Raw genomic sequence first — 19,767 nt, forward strand, 5'->3', positions numbered from 1 at the left:
TGCTATTGAACTGAGGACACCGCCCAGGCAGGCGGTGTCGAAAAATGGGAGCGGCTTAGAACTTCTCTTTGCCGGACAGGTAACGCCACTGGCCGACCGGCACTTTGCCGATGGACACGCCGCCGATGCGGATGCGGCGGATGGCAATGACCTTGAGGCCAACCGCCTCGCAGAACAGCGCGATCACGCCCGGTTGCGGGTTTTTCATCGCAAAACGCAGGCGGTTTTCGTTCTGCCAGCTGGCTTTGACCGCTGGCAGCTCTTTGCCTTTGTAGGTCAGGCCGTGGTTCAGGCGGTTGAGGCCGTGGGCGACCATGTCGCCTTCGACGTCTACAACGTACTCCTGCTCGATCTTGGCGGCATCGGCGGTCAACTTGCGCAAGATCTTCCAGTCCTGGGTAAACACCAGCAGGCCGCTGGCCTTGGGTTGCAGGTCGGCGCTGGCGGTCAGGCGCAGGAAATGACCCTTGAGCGGGCGTTTGCCGAAGCGGTGTTCTTCGGACAAGGTGTCAGCGCTGATCGAGGCCAATGCGGTCTCGGCGTCCACGCCGACAGGGGCGTGCAGCAGGAGGGTCACCGGCTCCGGCGCGGTGGCCTTGGCTTCGGGGTCGAGTTCGACCTTCTGGGTGGTGACCTTGAACTGCGGCTCGTCGATCACTTCGCCGTCCACCGAGACCCAGCCGCCTTCGATGAACAGCTCAGCCTCCCGACGGGAGCAACCGACCAGTTCGATAAGGCGTTTGGAGAGGCGTATGGGGTCAGTCATGACAAGGGCCGTAACAAAAGGGGGCAGCTATTGTACCTGTGTGGCGCCGGTTAATCTCGGCTCCATTTCAGCACTGTGGCGGGAGGTTGTGTCAGAGGCGGCCAGGCGCATGTGCAGCAGCGGATAAGGTTGCCCCAAACCGTCATGCTCCGTTCGTCCGATGACTTCGAAGCCCCGCTTGAGGTAAAAGCCCAGGGCCTGGGGGTTCTGCTCGTTGACGTCCAGCTCTTCGACGTTCATGTGCTCGATCGCATACTGCAGCAGGCGCTGGCCCAGATGCTGGCCGCGGTGCTGGGGGGCGATAAACAGCATCTCCAGTTTGCGCGCGGCCACCCCGGCAAACCCGGTGATGCGTTGGCGTGAATCCCTTGTGCAAATCAGCATCACTGCGTTCAGGTAGTGGGTCAGCAGCATCTCCTTGAGAAAAACGATGTAGCTGTCCGGCAGAAAGTCGTGAGTGGCCCGTGCCGACGCTTCCCAGACGTCTGCCAACTCCGCGTAATCGCTGGTGCGTGGGGTGTGAATAACTGAATGCTGGAGCATGCCCGCTGCCTTGTCTGGTTGACCGTCAATCAACAAACGATAGCCATAAAAAAGCCCCGCATCCTGATCAGATACGGGGCTTTTTCAGTGCGCGACGATCAGTCGCGCTTTTGCGCCCACAGGTCGTACTCATCGGCGTCGGTCACGGTGCACCAGACTTTGTCGCCTGGCTTCAAGCCGCTGGCATCGTCGATAAACACGTTACCGTCGATTTCCGGCGCATCGAAGAAGCAGCGGCCCACGGCGCCTTGCTCGTCGACTTCGTCAATCAACACTTCGATTTCCTTGCCGATGCGCAGTTGCAGGCGCGCCGAGCTGATGGCCTGCTGGTGCGCCATGAAACGCTCCCAACGGTCCTGCTTGACGTCGTCCGGCACCACGGCCAGGTCCAGCAGGTTGGCCGGGGCGCCTTCGACCGGCGAGTACTGGAAGCAACCGACGCGGTCCAATTGGGCTTCAGTCAGCCAGTCCAGCAGGTACTGGAAGTCTTCCTCGGTTTCACCCGGGAAGCCGACGATGAAGGTGGAGCGGATGATCAGCTCGGGGCAGATCTCGCGCCAGTTCTTGATACGCGCCAGGGTCTTGTCTTCGAAGGCCGGGCGTTTCATCGCCTTGAGCACTTTCGGGCTGGCGTGCTGGAACGGGATGTCCAGGTACGGCAGGATCTTGCCGGCGGCCATCAGCGGGATCAGCTCGTCGACGTGCGGGTACGGGTAAACGTAGTGCAGGCGCACCCATACGCCCAGGCTGCTCAGGGCTTCGCAGAGTTCGGTCATGCGGGTCTTGACCGGTGCACCGTTCCAGAAACCGGTGCGGTATTTCACGTCGACGCCGTAGGCGCTGGTGTCCTGGGAGATCACCAACAGCTCTTTCACGCCGGACTTGACCAGGCGCTGGGCCTCGTCGAGCACGTCACCCACCGGGCGACTGACCAACTTGCCGCGCATCGACGGGATGATGCAGAAGCTGCAGCTGTGGTTGCAGCCTTCGGAAATCTTCAGGTACGCGTAGTGGCGCGGGGTCAGCTTGATCCCTTGCGGCGGCACCAGGTCGATCAGCGGGTTGTGGTCCTGACGCGGTGGCACCACTTCGTGCACGGCGTTGACCACTTGCTCGTACTGCTGCGGACCGGTCACGGCCAGCACGCTAGGGTGCACGTTGCGGATATTGCCTTCTTCCACCCCCATGCAACCGGTCACGATGACCTTGCCGTTTTCCTTGATCGCTTCGCCGATCACTTCCAGCGATTCCGCCTTGGCCGAGTCGATGAAACCGCAGGTGTTGACCACCACCACGTCCGCGTCCTGGTAAGTGGACACGACGTCGTAACCTTCCATGCGCAGTTGGGTCAGGATGCGCTCGGAGTCAACGAGCGCCTTCGGGCAGCCCAGGGAAACAAAGCCGACCTTGGGATTGGCCGTCGCGGGAGTGGTGGACATGTCTAACCTCGGTATTGAATGGCGCCGCCAGTCGGGCACGACACGGCGGTAGACGGGCGCTTGGTGCGCCTCTGATCAAAAAGTGCGCAATTCTAGCGACGGGCAGCGCACTTGACCAGCTTTATGCAGGGAAATGCGACGAGTGCTGCGCTATGCTTCGCGCCATCGACCATGGGTGAAACTCCAAGGTCAACAAAACGTCTGTTACGAGAAGTAAAACAGCGCATGCTAGGGTCTGCTTAGTCGTGTTGTTCATTAAAGACCGCAGGTCAAAGGGCAGGAGTGGTTGATGGGTCACGCGAGTAGTCAGGCAGCCGGTGCGGAGCATTCAAACGCCAAGCCGATTGGCATGCTGGTAGCAGCGGTCGGGGTGGTTTATGGCGATATCGGCACCAGCCCGCTCTACACCCTTAAAGAGGTGTTCAACGGCGGTTACGGGGTTCAGGTCAACCATGACGGCGTATTGGGGATTCTGGCACTGATCTTCTGGTCGTTGATCTGGGTGGTCTCGATCAAATACATGCTGTTCGTGTTGCGTGCCGACAACCAGGGCGAGGGCGGGATCATGGCCCTGACCGCGCTGGCGCGCCGGGCAGCGGGAGAGCGCAAGAAACTGCGCAGTTTCCTGGTGGTGTGCGGCCTGTGCGGCGCGGCGCTGTTCTATGGGGACAGCATGATCACCCCGGCGATTTCCGTATTGTCCGCCGTTGAAGGCCTGGAACTGGCGTTCGACGGCCTGGAGAAGTGGGTCGTGCCCATCGCCCTGGTGGTGCTGGTGGCGCTGTTCCTGATCCAGAAACACGGCACCGACCATATCGGCAAACTGTTCGGGCCGGTGATGGTCACCTGGTTCCTGGTGCTGGGCGGCCTCGGCGTGTATGGCATCACCCTGCACCCTGAAGTGCTCAGCGCCATGAACCCGATGTGGGCCGTGCGCTTTTTCGAGGCGCACCCGGGCATTGGCGTGGCGATCCTCGGCGCGGTGGTGCTGGCCCTCACAGGCGCCGAAGCGCTGTATGCCGACATGGGCCACTTCGGCCGCAAACCCATTGCCCGTGCGTGGTTCATCCTCGTACTGCCGGCGCTGGTGCTCAACTATTTTGGCCAGGGCGCGATGCTGCTCGGCGACCCAGAGGCCGCGCGCAACCCGTTCTACCTGTTGGCGCCGAGCTGGGCGCTGGTTACGCTGGTGGTGTTGTCGACCCTGGCCACGGTGATTGCGTCCCAAGCGGTGATCTCCGGGGCATTCTCCCTGACCCGTCAGGCAATCCAGCTCGGTTACATCCCGCGCATGCACATCCAGCACACGTCCAGTGCCGAGCAGGGCCAGATCTACATCGGTGCGGTGAACTGGTCGCTGATGGTCGGCGTGATTTTGCTGGTGTTGGGCTTCGAATCCTCCAACGCGCTGGCATCCGCCTACGGCGTGGCGGTGACCGGCACGATGCTGATGACCACCATCCTGGTGTCGGCGGTGATGCTGCTGCTGTGGAAATGGCCACCGGTGCTGGCCGTGCCTGTGTTGATCTGCTGCCTGTTGGTCGATGGGCTGTACTTCGCCGCCAACGTGCCGAAGATCATCCAGGGCGGCGCCTTCCCGGTACTGGCGGGGATTGTGCTGTTCGTGTTGATGACCACCTGGAAGCGCGGCAAGCAATTGCTGGTAGACCGTCTCGACGAAGGCGGCCTGCCGCTGCCGATCTTCATCAGCAGCATCCGCGTGCAGCCGCCGCACCGCGTGCAGGGCACGGCGGTGTTCCTGACGGCGCGCCCGGACGCGGTCCCGCACGCGCTGCTGCATAATTTGCTGCACAACCAGGTGCTGCATGAGCAGGTGGTCTTGCTGACGGTGGTCTATGAAGACATTCCCCGCGTACCCGCCGCACGGCGTTTCGAGGTGGATTCCTACGGCGAAGGCTTCTTTCGCGTGATCCTGCACTTCGGTTTCACCGATGAGCCGGACGTGCCCGAAGCGCTCAAGTTGTGCCATCTGGATGACCTGGATTTCAGCCCGATGCGCACCACTTACTTCCTCAGCCGCGAGACAGTGATTGCCTCGAAACTCGAAGGCATGGCGCGCTGGCGTGAAGGGCTGTTCGCCTTCATGTTGAAGAACGCCAACGGCAACCTGCGCTTCTTCAAACTTCCGGTCAACCGCGTGATCGAGCTGGGCACCCAGGTCGAAATGTAGGCTTTTGCGGCACGGGGGCCGGCAATCGGCCCCCGTGTCATGTTCTGAACCCTGTGCAATCCACCGTTGTCGACTAGGCTCTAGGCACTGTGTGCAGGAGTGGCTTTGCCCGCGAAGAACGTCAACGATAACGCGTCACACGAGGATAAACGCGGCGCCTGTGAGACCTTCGCGAGCATGCTCGCTCCTGCAAAAGTGCCCACAAAGCCCAGAAGAGGTGCGCCATGAGTCAGCTGCTCGAACCCTATACCCTGCGCCAATTGACCCTGCTCAATCGCATCGCAGTGTCGCCGATGTGCCAGTACTCCGCCGAAGAGGGGCTTGCCAACGACTGGCACCTGGTCCACCTCGGCAGCCGTGCCGTGGGGGGCGCCGGGTTGATCTTCACTGAAGCCACTGCCGTGACCGCCGATGGCCGCATCACCGCCCAGGACCTGGGGCTGTGGGACGACGCACAGATCGAGCCCCTGCAACGCATCACCCGTTTTATCGCCGCCCAGGGCGCAGTGGCTGGCATCCAACTGGCCCACGCCGGGCGCAAGGCCAGCACCCATCGGCCCTGGATCGGCCAGCACGGCAGCGTCAAGCCGGCCGATGGCGGCTGGGTACCGGTAGGCCCGTCACCGATTGCCTTCGACCCCCAGCACACGCAGCCCAAGCAACTGGACGAAGGTCAGATCCGGCAAGTGATCGCCGACTTTGTCGCCGCCGCCAGGCGCGCGCTGACAGCAGGTTTTGAAGTGGTAGAAATCCACGCCGCCCACGGTTACCTGTTGCATCAATTCCTCTCGCCTATCAGCAACCAGCGCCAGGACGTGTACGGCGGCTCTTTCGAAAACCGCATCCGCCTGGTGTTGCAGGTGACCGAAGCAGTGCGTGACGTATGGCCTCAGGAACTGCCGCTGTTTGTGCGGGTATCGGCCACCGACTGGGTGGAAGACGGCTGGAACCCCGATGAAACCGTGGAACTGGCGCGGCGCCTCAAGGACCTTGGGGTGGACCTGATCGACGTGTCTTCCGGTGGCACGGCCGCGAACGCCGAGATTCCCACTGGCCCGGGCTACCAGACCCGGTTTGCCGAGCGCGTGCGCAAGGAGTCGGGGATCGCCACCGGCACTGTCGGCATGATCACCGAGCCGGCTCAGGCCGAACACATCCTGCGCACTTGCCAGGCCGACATCATCTTTCTCGCCCGTGAACTGCTGCGCGACCCGTACTGGCCGTTGCATGCCGACGATGACCTGGGGGGGCGCAAGGCGATCTGGCCAGCGCAGTACCAGCGCGCCACGCACCGTGACCAGCCGATTCATGAGTCTGACCTGAGGGATTAGCCCGCTACGCCCGCCACCAGAACCCACCCTGATCGGTGGGTTTTTTTTGCGCGGTGCCGTGGGATTGGGTTGTAGGTATTTGTTACCGAAGTATTTTTTTAAGTGAATACTCTAAAAAAATCCCACGCGTGATCAGATAGTTTCTACGCTTAGGGTAAGTCTGGTTTCTGGCCCAGGGAGTCAGTCTGATTGTCCACGGAGGCATTGCGCTTCACGGGAAGTGGTTGTCGGGCATCAGGAGTTTTTGATTGTTTTCAGGAGAAGTAGTCCATGGCCAAATCCTACGGAGTTGCGGGTGCAGTCGCTTTTTTTCTGACCCGCAGGGTGTCGTTGCGGGGTCGAAGGTTGAGTTCTGACGAGGCTGAATTACTCGCGCAGTACCGCGCCCTGACCGAAAACGATCAGGTGGCAATGCGGTATCTGATAGGGGCGATGAAAAGCGTTTCGCGCTTTTAGCGGTGCCGGTGGTGAGGGCGCCAGCGCCCTCACCACCGTTCAATTCATCAGGTGTACTTGCGCAGTTCCGGCGCCGGCGGGAAGTACTGGTACAGCCAGGTCTCGCTCAGTGTCCGATCCTGAGTGCGGATAAACAGACGCAGCTCCACCGGCTCGACGCTGTCGCTGGTCGGGTGCCAGTCGAACAGGATGCGGTAGCCCTTGATGTTGTCCAGCACCAACACACTGAAATCCTTCACCTCACCATGGGAGCAGGTCACCACCGGCTCGATCCCGGTGCCGGGTGGCAGCCGGTCCAGACCGCCACCCTTGAAGTCCACGGCAAAACGACGTGCCCACACTTCGGGATAATGCTCGCCCGGTGCCCAGCCTTCGGTGAACCCGCCCATGCCGGAGCGGGTTGCATCGACCTGTGCCAGCGGCGTGCTCACCGGTGGCAGCGCACTCCAGTAAAGCTTGTAGCCATAGTTGAGGGATTCGCCGGCGGCCACGGGTTTTTTCGGGGTCCAGAAGGCCACGATGTTGTCCAGGGTTTCGCCAGTGGTAGGAATTTCGAGCAGGTCGATGGAGCCTTCGCCCCACGCAGTGGTGGGCTCGACCCACAGGCTCGGGCGCTTGCTGTACCAGTCCACGGTGTCCTGGTAGCTGGCGAACTCGTGGTCGGTCTGCACCAGGCCGAAGCCCTTCGGGTCTTTGTCGGCAAACGCGTTGAACTGCAGCTTGGCCGGGTTGTTCAGCGGGCGGCAGATCCATTCACCGTTGCCGCGCCACATGGCCAGGCGGTCCGAGTCATGGATTTGCGGGTGGATGGTGTCGCACATGCGGCGCTCGTGGGTGCCGCAACTGAACATGCTGGTCATCGGCGCGATGCCCAGTTGTTCGATGGCGGTACGCGCGTTGATATGGGCGTCGATGGCCATCACCACCTGGTTCGCCTGGCAGTCGATATCGAAGCGATAGGCACCCGTGGCGCTCGGCGAGTCGAGCAGGGCATAGACCACGAAGCGCGTGGCGTTCTTGTCCGGGGTCTCGAACCAGAACTGTGTGAAGTCGGGGAATTCCTCGCGTTTTTTCGCGTAGGTATCGATGGCCAGGCCACGGGCGGAGAGGCCGTATTGGCCAGTATTGTCCACCGCACGGAAGTAGCTGGCGCCGAGGAACGACAGCACGTCGTGGCGATCCAGTTCCGGCGCCTTGAACAGCTTGAAGCCGGAGAACCCCAGGTCGCCGGTCAGCTGTTTGGTATCGACCGTGGTTTTTTCATAGTTGAACAGCGATGGGCGAAAGTGCACCTCGCGGGAGGCGCGGGTCTTGGGATCGACACTGTGCATGCGCACCGGGGTCTTGAAACCCATGCCGACGTGGAAGAATTGCACGTCAAGTTGGCCGTTCAACTCCTTCCACAGCGAATGGTTGCCGTCGTAGCCGATCGCGTTGAAATTCTGCGGGGTCATGGTCGCCAGGGTCGGCGGCAGCACCTGCTTGGTGTCTTTATAAGCGGTCCCGGCCAGTTGCTTGGCCTGGGCCTTGAGCGAATCGAAGTCGAACGAGACGGCCTTGCCATCGGCGGCACGGTTCCCGGCCCAGGCCTGGGCAGCGAGCAGGCCGCTAGCCGACAAACCGGTGTAAGCCGCAATGGCCATGGACGCTTTGAGCAAATTCCTGCGGTGCATAGAGACAACCTGTCGTGAGCAAATCCCGCGCCTTTCCTGGCACGTAGCGGATCAGAAATTACGGTTCGGACATGCCTTCGGCCAAACGCAACGGACATTAAACAGACGCCGGATAGCTTAAGCGGTTCGATAGAGAAGGAAAATTGATGAATGCTGGCGTGATGGCATTGCAAATGCGACAAGACATTTCCGAGTCTGTGGTCGAGCACATGACTTCAGAGGTATGAAGATCAACTGTGTGAGCGGGCTTGCCCGCTCCCACATAAAACCACACATCTCTCCCGGCTGTGTTTCAGCCAACTTCACCCACTGCTCGGTACGCCTCATCAATCGCCGCATGGGCATACGCACTCCACGCGGCATCCGAGTTGGCGATGCTCACATGCCCCACAGGTTTGCGTGCCAGGTTCATCAGCGCTTCGCTTTCATCGGCGTCATCGAACAAGCTGTTGGAAAAACTCGCATAACCGTGTGACCACCGGTTGACAGTGATCGCCAGAATATCGCGCTCATGGTCAAACCCTCCCGGCCCCAGCATGCGTTGCAACTGGTCACGCAATTGCGCTTCCAACTGCTCGAAGGTCTGCCCATACAACTTGCCGCGCCCGGCACGCGCCTGGTCGCGGGCGTTCATGCCGCTGTTGGGGCTGGTGGGCACATAGACCATGTGCAAGCCGATCGGCTGCGTCGGGTCGCGCGGGTGATCGTAGCCGCCCATGCTTACCGGATAGTCCAACTTGATGCGGCTGTAAGGCTGGGTCGCCGCGTAGATCTCGTGCACGCCCAGCTTTTGGAACGACTGCCAATTGCGGATCACCACCTTGGTGTACACCAGCGGGTATTTCACGTTCTGGCTCAGGGCATGGGCCTGCGGCGCCGGCAAGTCTTTGAGCAGGTAGGGAATCATCATGTTGTAGCAGGCCAGGATGCAGCGCTTGCCGCGCACCTGTGCGAGTTGTCCGCCACGGCTGTAGCCGATATGCACGCTGTCGCCGACGTTGCGCACACTGACCGCGGTGCTGTTCAAGCGCAGGCGTACCGGCGCCTTGGGTTGATCGAGCCTGGCATAGTCGAATGCCGCCAGCACGATGTCGTCCATGGTGTGCCCCGGTGCCACGCCCGGGATCAGGCTGCGCACCAGCAGGCGCGCGACCGACGCATTGCCATCGGGGAAATGGTAGATGTAGGGCTCTTCCATTTCTGCGGCCGCTTCTTCGCTGATCGGTGCCAGGTTCATGCCGCTGAAACCGGGGAAACCTACGCTGTAGGCGTCGGACGCCGCGACGGCATCGATGCTCAGCGCCATGAAGTCGTTGGTGCGGCTTTGGAAGTACTTCACTGCGCCTTCCGACAAACCGACGTTCTTGAGCAGGAAATCGCGGTAACTGGTGGCAGCCAGGTAGTCGGCCTTTTCCTCGGCGGTCTTGCCCGGCAGATAGTCCCTGGGCGCGGTATGCAGTTCGATCAATGCCTGGCGGTCTGCCTGGGGCAAGGGAAAGTCGTTGATGAAGTCGCCAATCGCCCGGGCATTCAATTGGTCCGGCGCCACATCGTCGGCCACCATCGGCGTCGGGTCGCCGGTCACCAGTTTGTCTTCGCCGAAGTTTTCCTTGTCGAAGAACACCCCGCGCGACAGCCCCAGGCCGGGGTAGAACTGGCGGTCAAAGGCCGTTTCGAAACGCTTGATATTGACCCCGAGTTTCTTCAACAGCCCGTTCACCTCTTTGCTGTAAAGGTGATTCGGCGACTGGAACGCCTCGCTGCCGCCGTAGCCAATGATCATGCGGCCACCGGCCTGGAACTCATTGCGCTTGGCGTGGCCGCCGAAGTCGTCGTGGTTTTCCAGGATCAGGATCTTTGCCTTCGGGTGCTTCTCCCGGTAAAACCACGCGGCCGACAAACCGCTCAAGCCACCGCCGACGACTACCAGGTCATAGTCCTCGGTGATCGGCAGCTTGTCGGTGTCGAACACCTTCTTCTCCCAACCCATCTGGTGCGCCACTTCGAACGAGCCGACATGGCTGCCGCGCAGGCCTGTGAGGGCAGGGGGGTAGTAGCGACCATCGGGGGCGGCTTGCAGGATTTGCAGCGGGGTCATGCCGGCGGCGAGGGTGATGGCGACGCCGTTGAGGAAGTCGCGGCGGGTGATGTCCATGGGGGATCCTGAAAATTATTGTTATAGGTTCCCGGCATCCAGAGAGGATGCCGGGTTGAATCGTCAGTGCTTGAACATCACATGGCGCACGGTGGTGTAGTCCTCCAACCCGTACATGGACATGTCCTTGCCATACCCGGACAGTTTCTGACCGCCGTGAGGCATTTCGCTGACGAGCATGAAGTGGGTGTTCACCCAAGTGCAGCCGTACTGCAGGCGTGCGGCCAGGCGGTGGGCGCGGCCTACATCAGCGGTCCATACGGACGACGCCAGGCCGTAGTCCGAATCGTTGGCCCAGTCCAACACCTGCGCTTCGTCAGTAAATTGGGTCACTGACACCACTGGCCCGAACACTTCGCGGCGCACGATCTCATCGTCCTGCTGGGCATCGGCCAGTACGGTCGGTTCAAAGAAGAAGCCGTTGCCTTCCACCGCCTTGCCGCCGGTGACCAGGCGAATGTGTGGCTGTGCCACTGCACGCTCGACAAAACCGGCGACACGATCACGGTGTTGCGCGGTAATCAACGGGCCCAGCTCGGTGGCCGGATCATCCTGCAAGCCATACTTGATGCTGGCGACCGCCGCGCCGAGTTTTTCGACAAACTTCTCGTAGATATCCGCCTGCGCATAAATCCGACAGGCTGCGGTGCAATCCTGCCCGGCGTTATAGAAACCGAAGGTGCGGATGCCTTCCACGGCGGCGTCGATATCCGCGTCGTTGAAGATGATCACTGGCGCCTTGCCACCCAACTCCATGTGCATGCGCTTCACGCTGTCGGCGGTGCTGGCGATGATGTTTGCGCCGGTGGCGATGGAGCCGGTCAGCGACACCATGCGCACTTTCGGGTGGTTCACCAGCGGGCTGCCCACCGTTGGTCCACGGCCGAACACCAGGTTGAGCACACCGGCCGGGAAGATTTCAGCGGCCAGTTCGACCATGCGCAATGCGGTCAGTGGGGTTTGTTCCGACGGCTTGAGCACCACGGTATTACCGGCGGCGAGGGCCGGCGCGATTTTCCAGGCGACCATCATCAGCGGGTAGTTCCACGGCGCGATGGAAGCGATTACGCCCACCGGGTCGCGGCGGATCATCGAGGTATGGCCGGGCAGGTATTCGCCGCCGGCCGAACCGCTCATGCAGCGGCTGGCGCCGGCAAAAAAGCGGAACACGTCGGCAATCGCCGGGATCTCGTCGTTCAGCGCGGCGCTGTAGGGCTTGCCGCAGTTGTCCGACTCCAGCTTGGCCAGTTCTTCGGCGTGGGCTTCGATTACGTCCGCCAGTTTCAGCAACAACAGCGAGCGGTCCTTGGGCGCGGTTTGCGACCAGCCTTCGAAGGCTGCATCCGCCGCGCGCACGGCGGCGTCGACCTGGGCTTCGCTGGCTTCGTTGATTTCGACCAGCACGCGCCCGAGCGCCGGGTTGAATACCGCCTGGGCCGGGCCTTCGCCCTCGACCAGTTGGCCATTGATCAGCAGTTTGGTTTGCATCGACATGTCCTCTTCAAGCAATTATTTACCGCCACTACCCGCCACGCTTTCACCGCCGCGCGTCAGGTAATAGGCACCGAGAATCGGGAACATCGTCACCAGCATCACCAGCATCGCGACCACGTTGGTCACCGGTACATCCCGTGGCCGGCTCAGTTGATTGAGCAGCCACAGCGGCAAGGTGCGCTCGTGGCCGGCGGTGAAGGTGGTGACGATGATTTCGTCGAACGACAGCGCAAAGGCGAGCATGCCGCCGGCCAGCAGCGCCGAGCCCAGGTTGGGCATGATGATGTAGCGGAACGTCTGCCAGCCGTCGGCGCCCAGGTCCATCGAGGCTTCGATCAGGCTGTGGGAGGTGCGGCGCAGACGCGCGATGACGTTGTTGTAGACGATCACCACGCAGAAGGTCGCGTGGCCGACGATGATGGTGAACATCCCCGGCTCGATACCCAGCGTCTTGAACGTCGCCAGCAGCGCGATACCGGTGATGATCCCCGGCAGCGCAATCGGCAGGATCAGCATCAACGACACCCCTTGCTTGCCGAAGAACTCACGGCGATACAGCGCCGCCGAGGCCAGCGTGCCGAGCACCATGGCGATCAACGTGGCGATAGCCGCGATCTGCAGCGACAGCTTGATCGCTTCGAGCACATCCGGCCGGGCGAAGGCCACGCTGAACCACTTCAACGTGAAGCCTTGGGGCGGAAAGCTGAACGCGGCTTCTTCGGTGTTGAAGGCGTAGAGGAAGATGATCAGGATCGGGAAGTGCAAAAACACCAGTCCACCCCAGGCTGCGATCTTGAGACCCAGCGAAGATTTCTCAGAGTGCATCGAAGGCCCCCAGGCGTTTGACGATGGACAGGTAAACCGCGATCAGCACGATCGGCACCAGGGTGAACGCCGCCGCCATGGGCATGTTGCCGATGGCGCCTTGTTGCGCGTACACCATGCCGCCGACGAAGTAACCCGGCGGCCCCACAAGCTGCGGCACGATGAAATCACCCAGGGTCAGCGAAAACGTGAAGATCGAACCGGCGGCAATGCCCGGCACCGACAGTGGCAAGATCACTTGCATGAAGGTCTGGCGCGGCTTGGCCCCCAGGTCGGCGGAGGCTTGCAGCAGGGAGGGCGGCAAGCGTTCCAGGGAGGCCTGGATCGGCAGGATCATGAACGGCAGCCAGATATAGACGAACACCATGAACCGCCCCAGGTGCGAGGTGCTCAAGGTGCTGCCGCCCACGCCGGGAATGCTCAGCACAAATTGCAACACCGGTTCCAGGCCCAGGTGCTGCACGAACCACTGCGCCACGCCGCCCTTGGCCAGCAGCAAGGTCCAGGCATACGCCTTGACGATGTAGCTGGCCCACATCGGCATCATCACCGCAATGTAGAAGAACGCCTTGGTCTTGCCCGTGGTGTAGCGCGCCATGTAGTAGGCAATCGGGAACGCAACGACGGCGCTGGCGATCGACACTGCGATCGCCATGCCCAGGGTGCGCAGGATGATGTCGAAGTTCGACGGCTGGAACAGCGCGGCGAAGTTGGCCAGGGTCAGGTCCGGGGTGACCGCCATGGTGAAGTCGTCGAAGGTGTAGAACCCTTGCCACAGCAGGGTCAGCAGCGAGCCGAGGTAGATCGCGCCGAACCAGATCAGCGGCGGGATCAGCAACATCGCCAGGTACAGGTTGGGCTTGCGGTACAGCAGGTTGGAAAACCTGCGCATCGGCGGATGGGAAACGGCCAGGCTCATGTCACACCTCGCCTGCGGTTTCGGTCAACGGCGTCATGGCTTCACGGGCCCAGCGCGCGGTGATCGACTGGCCGACCTGATGGCCGCTGCTGACGTCCAGCCACTGGTTGTTGGCCTGGCTGATATTCAGCGCCTGGCCGTTTTCCAGTTTGAGCTCGTAGCGGGTGGCGCTGCCCTGGTACTGAATGTCGTGCAGCAAGCCGCTGATCTCCACTTCGCCGATGCCCAGTGGGCCCTGGGCAAAACGGACGTGCTCCGGGCGGATCGAAAACGGCTGCGGTGTGCCGCTCAGGCGTTGGGCCAGCTCGCCGCGAATCACATTGGACGTGCCAACGAACTCGGCGACGAAGGCCGTGGCGGGTTTCATGTACAGGTTGCGCGGCGTATCGACCTGCTCGATGCGGCCCTTGTTGAACACCGCCACACGGTCGGACATCGACAGCGCTTCGGTCTGGTCGTGGGTGACGAAGATAAAGGTGATGCCCAGCTGGCGCTGCAGCTTTTTCAGCTCGCTTTGCATCTGTTCGCGCAGCTTGAGGTCGAGTGCGCCGAGCGGTTCATCCAGCAGCAAGACCCGTGGGCGATTGACCAAGGCGCGGGCCAGGGCCACACGCTGGCGTTGGCCGCCGGAGAGTTGCACGGGCTTGCGCTCGCCGTAGCCACCCAGAGCGACCATGCCCAGGGCCTCTTCGGCGCGGTCAAGGCGCTCGGCCTTGCCCACGCCCTTGACCTTGAGGCCGTAGGCCACGTTGTCCCGCACATTCATGTGGGGGAACAACGCGTAGTCCTGGAACACAGTGTTCACGTCGCGCTGATACGGCGGCAAGCCAGCGGCTTCCTCGCCGTGGATACGGATCGAGCCGGCGCTCGGCTGCTCGAACCCGGCGATCAGGCGCAGGCAGGTGGTCTTGCCTGAACCGGAAGGGCCGAGCATGGAAAAGAACTCGCCGTCCTGGATATCGATGGAGACCCGGTCAACGGCTTTCACGTCGCCGAACTGGCGGGAAACCTGGGTGAATTGGACTGCAAGCGTCATGGTGCGGTGCTCCAAAAAGGCGTGGGTCGTCGCAGCGGCCCGGCCTGGACTTCTGAAAAAACAATGCGGTATTGAGATGTACTCGGCTCCGGTGTGGGAGGGGCTTGCCCCCTCCCACAGGAGACCGCTGTTGTCTGGGCGACCTTAGCGACCGCCCATGATCGCAATGTAGTCCTGGGTCCAGCGGCTGTACGGCACGAACTTGCCGCCCTCAGCCTGCGGGGTTTTCCAGAAGGCGATCTTGTCGAACTGATCGAAACCGTTGGTCTTGCAGCCTTCGGCGCCGAGCAACTCGCTTTCCTTGCAGGCCGCCGGCACGGCCGGCAACGAGCCGAACCACGCCGCTACATCGCCCTGGACTTTCGGTTGCAACGACCAGTCCATCCACTTGTAAGCGCAGTTCGGGTGCTTGGCCTCGGTGTGCAACATGGTGGTGTCGGCCCAGCCGGTGGCGCCTTCCTTGGGAATGGTCGAGGCGATCGGCTGCTTCTCGTTCTGCAGGCCGTTGACCTGATACGGCCAGGCACTGGAGGCCACCACGCCTTCGTTCTTGAAGTCACTCATCTGCACGGTGGTGTCGTGCCAGTAGCGGTGGATCAACGGTTGCTGGGCGCGCAGCAGTTCGAGCACGGCCTTGTACTGGGTTTCGGTCAGTTCGTAAGGGCTTTGAATGCCCAATTCGGGCTTGGTCGACTTGAGGTACAGCGCCGCGTCGGCGATGTAGATCGGGCCGTCATACGCCTGCACGCGGCCTTTGTTCGGCTTGCCGTCCGGCAGGTTTTGCGCGTTGAACAGCACGTCCCAACTGGTGGGCGGGGTCTTGAACACGTTGGTGTTGTACATCAGCACGTTCGGGCCCCACTGGTAGGGGGTGCCGTAGCTCTGTTGGCCGACCACGTACCACGGCGCATCCTTGAGACGCGGGTCAATATTCTTCCAGTTCGGGATCAACGCCGTGTTGATCGGCTGCACGCGTTTGCCCACGATCAGGCGCAGCGACGCATCGCCCGAGGCGGTGACCAGGTCGTAGCCGCCTTTGGCCATCAGGCTGACCATTTCGTCAGAGGTGGCGGCGGTTTTCACATTCACCTTGCAGCCGGTTTCCTTTTCGAAACCGGTGACCCAGTCGTAGGCCTTGTCGCTTTCACCGCGTTCGATATAGCCGGGCCAGGCGACGATATCCAACTGGCCTTCGCCGGCGCCTACCGCCTTGAGCGGTTCGGCGGCCTGCAGGCTGGCGCTGGCCAGCAGCGCGGTGGTGAGAGCGCTGAGCAATGCAGTCTTGTGCGCGGACATGGGGGTTCCCTCTTCTTTAATTATGGTCGGGGCAGTTTTTTCAAAACCGGTGACGCATGAGCTTAGTTGTTGTTTTAAAGATGCTGGCCGTGGCGCGCCATGATGTGCCGCACCACGCTGTAGTCCTGCAGTGAATCGCTGGACAGATCTTTCCCATACCCCGAGCGCTTCAAACCGCCGTGGGGCATTTCGCTGACCAGCATGAAATGGCTGTTGATCCAGGTGCACCCATATTGCAGGCGCGCCGCTACCTGCATGGCCTTGTCCAGGTTCTGGGTCCATACCGACGACGCCAGGCCGTATTCGGAGTCGTTGGCCCAGTCCACGGCTTGCTCCAGTTCGTCGAAGCGGGTCACGGTGACCACCGGGCCGAATACTTCGCGCTGAACGATTTCGTCGCCTTGCTTGCAGCCGGCCAGCAGCGTCGGCTGGTAGAAGAAGCCCGCCCCGGAATGCACGGCGGCCCCGGTGATGCGTTCGATGTGCGGTTGGCCGAGGGCGCGTTCGACAAAGCTGGCCACGCGGTCACGCTGGCGCGTGCTGATCAGCGGGCCCAGTTCGTTATCGGCGTCGCGCTTGCCGGCAAAACGCAGGCTGCTGACTGCGGCGCCCAACTCGGCGACCAGTTTGTCGTGAATCCCGGCCTGGGCGTAGATGCGGCACGCTGCGGTGCAGTCCTGGCCGGCATTGTAGTAACCGTAGGCGCGCACGCCCTCGACCACGGCTTGCAGGTCGGCGTCATTGCACACGATCACCGGCGCCTTGCCGCCCAGTTCGAGGTGGGTGCGCTTGAGGGTTTTCGACGCGGCTTGCAGGATTTTCTGCCCGGTGACGATATCGCCGGTCAGCGAGACCATGCGCACTTTGGGGTGGCTGACCAAGTGGCTGCCCACACCTTCGCCGCCGCCACACAGAATGTTGATCACGCCGCGTGGCAGCAGCGCTTGAAGCACAGGCGCGAGGGCCAGGATCGACAGCGGCGTGTGCTCCGACGGTTTGAACACCAGGGTGTTGCCGGCGGCGAGGGCCGGGGCGATTTTCCACGCGGCCATCATCAACGGGTAGTTCCACGGTGCAATCGAGGCGACCACCCCGATAGGATCGCGGCGCACCATGCTGGTGTAGCCCGGCAGGTATTCGCCGCTCAGTTGCCCGGTCTGGCAACGCACGGCACCGGCGAAGAACCGGAACACATCCACCGTGGCGCTGAGGTCATCCTGGCGGGCCAGGTGCAACGGCTTGCCGCAGTTCAGAGATTCCAGGCGGGCCAGGTAATCGGCTTGCTTTTCGATGGCATCGGCGATGCCGAGCAAGAGGTTCGAGCGCTGCTGCGGCGTGGTGCGTGACCAGCCGGCAAAGGCACGATGGGCGGCGAGAATTGCGCTTTCGACCTGTTCGGTGCTGGCTTCGGCGATCTGGGTGAGCACCTCGCCAGTGGCTGGGTTGAGGATCGGTTCGACAAAGCCCTGGCCCTGGACCAGTTCGCCGTCGATCAGCAACGCAGTGAGCAGCGGGGTGGGCGCGCCGGACATTTTTCGCGGTCTCTTTTCTTGTGTGGCCATGGGCGTTCTCTGGCGAGGGCCTGACCTTTCTCTTAGGGATGTACAGAGACTAGAGGTCAGGCGCGAGGTCAACAAATACTAAATACTGAATGCAGCATTCGATTAAATAGATGGCTTGCGCGGATGCGGCTGTTCGCGGGCGACCGTCAGGAACGGATCCACCAACGCCGGGCGTGCGGTGCCACGGCGCCAGGCCAGGCCCACGTCGAGGGTCTGGTTGAGGTCGGCAATCGGCCGCGCTTCAATGATGTCGCCTTCCAGTGACCACGGCCGATAGGTCATGTCGGGCTGGATCGACACCCCCAGGCCCGCCGCCACCAGGCTTCGAACGGCTTCAGTGGACGCGGTGCGCAAGGTCACGTGCGGCTGCAGCCCGGCGCTGGTCCATAGGCGCTGGGCGTTGTGGCCCATTTCATCGACATTCAACTGGATCAGCGGCTCGCGGGCCACGTCGGCGAGGTTGATGCTGTCGTGCTCCAGCAATGGATGCTGCGCCGGCAGCCACAGACGGTGCGGCGAATGGGTGAGGACTTCGGTCTGCAGGGCGTGGCGGTCTTCCAGGTTGGAGAGGATCAACACGCCGACGTCGATCTCACCGCTGACCAGCAAATGCTCGATATAGGGGCGTTCGTCTTCCATCACGCGGATTTCCACATTGGGGTAGGCGCGCTGGAAACGGGTGAGCAGATCGGCCAGGTAATAGCCGGCCACCAGGCTGGTCACACCGATGATCAACTGCCCGGCCACCTGGTCGGTGCTGTGTTGCAGGCTGCGCTTGGCGTTGTCGACAGTGGCAAGGATCAAGTGGGCCTGGCGCAGGAACTGATGGCCCTGATGGGTCAGGGTCATGCCCTTGGCGTGGCGATTGAACAGGTTCACGCCGATTTCCTGCTCCAGTTGCTGGATCGCCAGGGTCAGGGTCGACTGGGAAATAAACGCGGTTTGCGCGGCGGCGGAAATCGAGCCTGTCTCGGCCACGGCAATGAAGTGCCGGATTTGACGCAGGGTCATCATGCTGGCGTTACCAGTGAAGTGTTTTTATAGATGGGCTCGAGTGTATATCGATTTAAGTGAGGGGCGGCGGCAAGCGTCAAGCCGCCAGCGCGGCGTTACATCTGGAAGCACTCTAGATCGTGGCTTTTTGGCACTTAGTTTTACGCTGGGGGCCTATTGGTCCTATGAACCCTAGTGTCAGGAGGCTGTGAATGAACACCCGTGGATTGCTCGATCAGTTGCTCAAATCTGGTCAGGATATGTTGCAGAACAAGGCCGGCGGCCAGCGCAAACAGGAAGATAAAGGTGCGTTGGGCGGCCTGCTCGGCGGTAGCGGCCTGGGCAGCCTGCTCGGCGGCGCAGGCGGTGGTGCATTGGCGGCCGGCGCGATGGGCTTGCTGATGGGCAACAAGAAGGCGCGCAAATTTGGCGGCAAGGCCCTGACCTACGGCGGGTTGGCCGCCTTGGGGGTGATTGCCTACAAGGCGTATGGCAACTGGCAGGCCAACCAAGCCAGCGCCCCCCAGGGTGAACCGCAAACCATCGACCGCCTGCCGCCTGCCCAGGTCGAGCAACACAGCCAGGGCATTCTCAAGGCGCTGGTTGCCGCAGCCAAGGCAGACGGGCACGTGGACGAGCGTGAGCGCGAGCTGATCGAGGGCGAATTCACCAAGCTGGATAACGACCGCGAACTGCACAATTGGCTGCACGCCGAACTCAACAAGCCCCTCGACCCGGCCGATGTGGCCCGCGCCGCCAGCACCCCGGAAATGGCCGCCGAGATGTACATCGCCAGCGTCATGTTGGTGGACGAGGAAAACTTCATGGAGAAAGCCTACCTCGACGAACTGGCGCGCCAACTCAAGCTCGAGCCGGGCCTGAAGGCTGAACTGGAGAAACAAGTGCGGTTGAATGCCTGAATAAAGGGTGGGAGGGAGCCAGTCGAACCGTCGCGCCGCCCCTCCCACGGTTGACCTGGTCACAGCCTCAGCGCCGCATTATTTGCATTCTGTGAGCGTTACGACAAAACCCATTGATAAATGAGGGCATCTGCTCAGCTATACTCCCCGGCATTTGATCGGGCCCTT

At 61.9% G+C, this 19,767-nt stretch carries 16 protein-coding genes; 4 read left to right on the forward strand and 12 right to left on the reverse strand.

The annotated features are described in order from the left end of the window. Positions 1-55: 55 nt before the first annotated feature. From CQ041_RS01855 to rimO, 3 genes are all read right to left on the reverse strand, one after another. Positions 56-766 carry an rRNA pseudouridine synthase gene (locus tag CQ041_RS01855; RefSeq protein WP_105520650.1) on the reverse strand — a complete coding sequence of 237 codons (711 nt, stop codon included), beginning with the start codon at positions 764-766 and terminating at the stop codon, positions 56-58. Between the two features lie 27 nt (positions 767-793). After that, entirely contained in the window at positions 794-1,309 is a 516-nt protein-coding gene (locus CQ041_RS01860; protein WP_105520649.1) for a GNAT family N-acetyltransferase, read from the reverse strand. Between the two features lie 98 nt (positions 1,310-1,407). Then, the gene (gene rimO / locus CQ041_RS01865; RefSeq protein WP_105520648.1) at positions 1,408-2,748 is read right to left on the reverse strand and encodes a 30S ribosomal protein S12 methylthiotransferase RimO; all 1,341 of its coding nucleotides are present in this window, start codon (positions 2,746-2,748) and stop codon (positions 1,408-1,410) included. Positions 2,749-3,037: 289 nt separating this feature from the next. Here rimO and CQ041_RS01870 point away from each other — a divergent pair, with 289 nt between their 5' ends. The 3 genes from CQ041_RS01870 to CQ041_RS01880 all read left to right on the forward strand — a co-directional run bounded on the left by CQ041_RS01870 (position 3,038) and on the right by CQ041_RS01880 (position 6,726). Then, positions 3,038-4,939 carry a potassium transporter Kup gene (locus CQ041_RS01870; protein WP_105520647.1) on the forward strand — a complete coding sequence of 634 codons (1,902 nt, stop codon included), beginning with the start codon at positions 3,038-3,040 and terminating at the stop codon, positions 4,937-4,939. A gap of 224 nt (positions 4,940-5,163) precedes the next feature. Further along, complete coding sequence (locus CQ041_RS01875) at positions 5,164-6,270, forward strand: NADH:flavin oxidoreductase/NADH oxidase (protein WP_105520646.1); 1,107 nt, start codon at positions 5,164-5,166, stop codon at positions 6,268-6,270. Between the two features lie 270 nt (positions 6,271-6,540). Beyond that, positions 6,541-6,726 carry a hypothetical protein gene (locus CQ041_RS01880; protein WP_105520645.1) on the forward strand — a complete coding sequence of 62 codons (186 nt, stop codon included), beginning with the start codon at positions 6,541-6,543 and terminating at the stop codon, positions 6,724-6,726. A gap of 47 nt (positions 6,727-6,773) precedes the next feature. Here CQ041_RS01880 and CQ041_RS01885 read toward each other — a convergent pair whose 3' ends face one another. The 9 genes from CQ041_RS01885 to CQ041_RS01925 all read right to left on the reverse strand — a co-directional run bounded on the left by CQ041_RS01885 (position 6,774) and on the right by CQ041_RS01925 (position 18,700). Beyond that, the gene (locus CQ041_RS01885) at positions 6,774-8,399 is read right to left on the reverse strand and encodes a glucan biosynthesis protein D (protein ID WP_105520644.1); all 1,626 of its coding nucleotides are present in this window, start codon (positions 8,397-8,399) and stop codon (positions 6,774-6,776) included. A gap of 292 nt (positions 8,400-8,691) precedes the next feature. Then, positions 8,692-10,554, reverse strand: a complete 1,863-nt coding sequence (locus CQ041_RS01890; protein ID WP_105520643.1) for an FAD/NAD(P)-binding protein — start codon at positions 10,552-10,554, stop codon at positions 8,692-8,694. A 63-nt stretch (positions 10,555-10,617) separates the two neighbouring features. Next, entirely contained in the window at positions 10,618-12,042 is a 1,425-nt protein-coding gene (locus CQ041_RS01895; protein ID WP_105520965.1) for a gamma-aminobutyraldehyde dehydrogenase, read from the reverse strand. Between the two features lie 21 nt (positions 12,043-12,063). Continuing rightward, a complete protein-coding gene (locus tag CQ041_RS01900; RefSeq protein ID WP_025856826.1) occupies positions 12,064-12,873 on the reverse strand; it encodes an ABC transporter permease in 810 nt (269 codons plus the stop codon). Then, a complete protein-coding gene (locus tag CQ041_RS01905) occupies positions 12,863-13,792 on the reverse strand; it encodes an ABC transporter permease (protein WP_105520642.1) in 930 nt (309 codons plus the stop codon). Before CQ041_RS01905 ends, CQ041_RS01900 begins: the two co-directional genes overlap by 11 nt. 1 nt (position 13,793) lies before the next feature. Continuing rightward, positions 13,794-14,828 (reverse strand): ABC transporter ATP-binding protein, encoded by a 1,035-nt coding sequence (locus CQ041_RS01910; protein WP_105520641.1) that lies wholly within the window; start codon positions 14,826-14,828, stop codon positions 13,794-13,796. A gap of 144 nt (positions 14,829-14,972) precedes the next feature. Then, complete coding sequence (gene ydcS / locus CQ041_RS01915; protein ID WP_105520640.1) at positions 14,973-16,124, reverse strand: putative ABC transporter substrate-binding protein YdcS; 1,152 nt, start codon at positions 16,122-16,124, stop codon at positions 14,973-14,975. A 74-nt stretch (positions 16,125-16,198) separates the two neighbouring features. Continuing rightward, entirely contained in the window at positions 16,199-17,656 is a 1,458-nt protein-coding gene (locus tag CQ041_RS01920) for a gamma-aminobutyraldehyde dehydrogenase (RefSeq protein ID WP_177429344.1), read from the reverse strand. A 132-nt stretch (positions 17,657-17,788) separates the two neighbouring features. Further along, a complete protein-coding gene (locus tag CQ041_RS01925) occupies positions 17,789-18,700 on the reverse strand; it encodes a LysR family transcriptional regulator (RefSeq protein ID WP_105520638.1) in 912 nt (303 codons plus the stop codon). 191 nt (positions 18,701-18,891) lie between these two features. On the opposite strand from CQ041_RS01925, the gene CQ041_RS01930 reads away from it, so the two are divergent. Further along, a complete protein-coding gene (locus tag CQ041_RS01930) occupies positions 18,892-19,599 on the forward strand; it encodes a tellurite resistance TerB family protein (protein WP_105520637.1) in 708 nt (235 codons plus the stop codon). Positions 19,600-19,767: the final 168 nt, after the last annotated feature.

This window comes from Pseudomonas sp. MYb60, from assembly GCF_002979555.1.
GTDB lineage: Bacteria > Pseudomonadota > Gammaproteobacteria > Pseudomonadales > Pseudomonadaceae > Aquipseudomonas.

Bases quoted from the DNA above. Each gene is read 5' to 3' on its own strand.
- CQ041_RS01855 (WP_105520650.1), bottom strand. From the start codon at position 766: ATGACTGACCCCATACGCCTCTCCAAACGCCTTATCGAACTGGTCGGT.
- CQ041_RS01860 (WP_105520649.1), bottom strand. From the start codon at position 1,309: ATGCTCCAGCATTCAGTTATTCACACCCCACGCACCAGCGATTACGCG.
- rimO (WP_105520648.1), bottom strand. From the start codon at position 2,748: ATGTCCACCACTCCCGCGACGGCCAATCCCAAGGTCGGCTTTGTTTCC.
- CQ041_RS01870 (WP_105520647.1), top strand. From the start codon at position 3,038: ATGGGTCACGCGAGTAGTCAGGCAGCCGGTGCGGAGCATTCAAACGCC.
- CQ041_RS01875 (WP_105520646.1), top strand. From the start codon at position 5,164: ATGAGTCAGCTGCTCGAACCCTATACCCTGCGCCAATTGACCCTGCTC.
- CQ041_RS01880 (WP_105520645.1), top strand. From the start codon at position 6,541: ATGGCCAAATCCTACGGAGTTGCGGGTGCAGTCGCTTTTTTTCTGACC.
- CQ041_RS01885 (WP_105520644.1), bottom strand. From the start codon at position 8,399: ATGCACCGCAGGAATTTGCTCAAAGCGTCCATGGCCATTGCGGCTTAC.
- CQ041_RS01890 (WP_105520643.1), bottom strand. From the start codon at position 10,554: ATGGACATCACCCGCCGCGACTTCCTCAACGGCGTCGCCATCACCCTC.
- CQ041_RS01895 (WP_105520965.1), bottom strand. From the start codon at position 12,042: ATGCAAACCAAACTGCTGATCAATGGCCAACTGGTCGAGGGCGAAGGC.
- CQ041_RS01900 (WP_025856826.1), bottom strand. From the start codon at position 12,873: ATGCACTCTGAGAAATCTTCGCTGGGTCTCAAGATCGCAGCCTGGGGT.
- CQ041_RS01905 (WP_105520642.1), bottom strand. From the start codon at position 13,792: ATGAGCCTGGCCGTTTCCCATCCGCCGATGCGCAGGTTTTCCAACCTG.
- CQ041_RS01910 (WP_105520641.1), bottom strand. From the start codon at position 14,828: ATGACGCTTGCAGTCCAATTCACCCAGGTTTCCCGCCAGTTCGGCGAC.
- ydcS (WP_105520640.1), bottom strand. From the start codon at position 16,124: ATGTCCGCGCACAAGACTGCATTGCTCAGCGCTCTCACCACCGCGCTG.
- CQ041_RS01920 (WP_177429344.1), bottom strand. From the start codon at position 17,656: ATGTCCGGCGCGCCCACCCCGCTGCTCACTGCGTTGCTGATCGACGGC.
- CQ041_RS01925 (WP_105520638.1), bottom strand. From the start codon at position 18,700: ATGATGACCCTGCGTCAAATCCGGCACTTCATTGCCGTGGCCGAGACA.
- CQ041_RS01930 (WP_105520637.1), top strand. From the start codon at position 18,892: ATGAACACCCGTGGATTGCTCGATCAGTTGCTCAAATCTGGTCAGGAT.